This window comes from Thauera phenylacetica B4P (assembly GCF_000310225.1).
GTDB classification, from domain to species: domain Bacteria; phylum Pseudomonadota; class Gammaproteobacteria; order Burkholderiales; family Rhodocyclaceae; genus Thauera; species Thauera phenylacetica.
The window spans coordinates 1-1,591 of sequence record NZ_AMXF01000436.1 but is presented as its reverse complement, the minus strand read 5'-3'; the positions used below and the strand labels follow the sequence as shown (position 1 = coordinate 1,591).

Annotated in this window: 2 protein-coding genes; both read right to left on the bottom strand. The window is 72.8% G+C overall.

The genetic code is table 11. The annotated features are described in order from the left end of the window. Window positions 1-290 (bottom strand): hypothetical protein (locus C667_RS22815; RefSeq protein ID WP_004388125.1); only part of this gene is annotated, 290 nt, incomplete at its 3' end. Further along, the coding region (locus tag C667_RS22810) for an eCIS core domain-containing protein (RefSeq protein WP_004388124.1) at window positions 287-1,591 on the bottom strand (1,305 nt) is incomplete at its 5' end. The genes C667_RS22810 and C667_RS22815, both read right to left, overlap by 4 nt.

The window sequence follows — 1,591 nt, the reverse complement described above, 5'->3', positions numbered from 1 at the left end:
GCGGCCGGAGCGCGCCAGTCGTAGGCGCCGTGCGCCTGCCACAAGGCCTCCCAGGCGCGCTGCGGCGCGGCCGCGGCGTGTTCGGCCGCCCACGCCCGCGTCACCCCCTCGAGCACGCGCTGCGCGCGCAGCCGGGTGAGCTCCGCCTCGGCCATCAGCAAGGGCAGCACCGCGGGCAGGGCCGGCAGGCCGATGCGCACCAGCGCCCGCACCTCCGCGGTGTAGTCGGCGTGCAGGGGCTCGGGGTGGGCGTCGATGGTGGCGACCAGGTGTTCGATCTCGTTGTTCATGGCATCACGATCGGATGGTTGCTTACAGAGTGCGAGAACTCGAGCACCACCCGCCGGTTCGCGCGCAGGCGCCCCTCGTCGCGCGGCTGGCGGGCGCCGGGCGCGGTACCGTGTTCGGAGTACATGTCGGTCTCGCCGAAGCCGGACACATAGGCGATGCGGCCCGGGTCGATGCCGGCCAGCGCGAGCAGGCCGGCCACCGCGTCGGCGCGCCGCTGCGACAGGTCCCAGTTGCCCGCCTCGCTGCCGCGCACGTCGGCGTTGCCCTGCACGCCGATGGTGACGTCCGGGTAGCGGTCGAGATAGTCGGGAATGTCGGCGAGCTTGGCCTCCTCGCCGGCGAGCGGGATGTCCTGGTTGGTGTCGAAGTACAGCACCACGGGCTCATGCACGTAGTAGCCGCGAAAGCGCTCGAGCGCCTCCTCGAAGACCGGCGAGGCGCGATCCTCGACGCGGGCGTACTCGCCCTGCACCGCGCCGCCCCGGATCTGGAAGCCCCAGGCGATCGCGCCGTAGATGGTCTGGTTGTCGGTGCCCTTGGCGACGGTCTCGAAATCGAGGTCGCTGTCGAAGGACAGGCTCGGATAGTCGAACAGCGAGGCCGGGCCGACGTCGGTGGGCGAGCGCAGCCAGCCGTACTGGTTGTCGCCGCCGATGCCGAAGTACTCGATGTAGTTGGGCGAGCCGGGGTCGCCGCGCGGGGTGGCCGAGGGCAGGTTGTCGATCATCCAGCCCGCCGGGGCTCCGCCCGGCGTGCCCTGGGTCATCTGCTCCATGCGTCCGGCCTCGGTACCGCGCACGCCGGTGTTCGCGTCGACCATGTTGTTCCAGTCCACCGGCGCCCCCGATGCGGGCGTGGTGAGGCCGGCGACGTCGGTCGCGTTGACCGCCTGGATCAGGCCGATCTCGGCCGAATAGGGGCCGTCCGGGTCGGGGTGGAAGGTGATCGTGCCCGACAGGCCGGGCGGCGCGGCCTGCGTCGCCATGCCGATGTCGAAGATGCCGAGGGTGACCGGCATACTCTGCATCAGGTCGCACTGCAGCGCGCGCGGCTCGCCCTGCTGCTGGGCGACGTGGGCGAGCTCGTGGCCGAGCAGGCGGTCGCCGGATGCGGTGCCCGGCGCGTAGCGGCCGTGGGCGAAGTAGATGTCGCGGCCGAGGGTGACGGCGTTGGCGCCGAGGCTGCCGGCGAGCCGCGCGGCATGCGTGTCGTCGTGGATGCGCACGCCGTCCACGCCGAGCCCGGCGGATGCGCGCGCGGCCTGATCCGGCGGCAGCGCGCGCCCGCTCGTGGGGGCCGA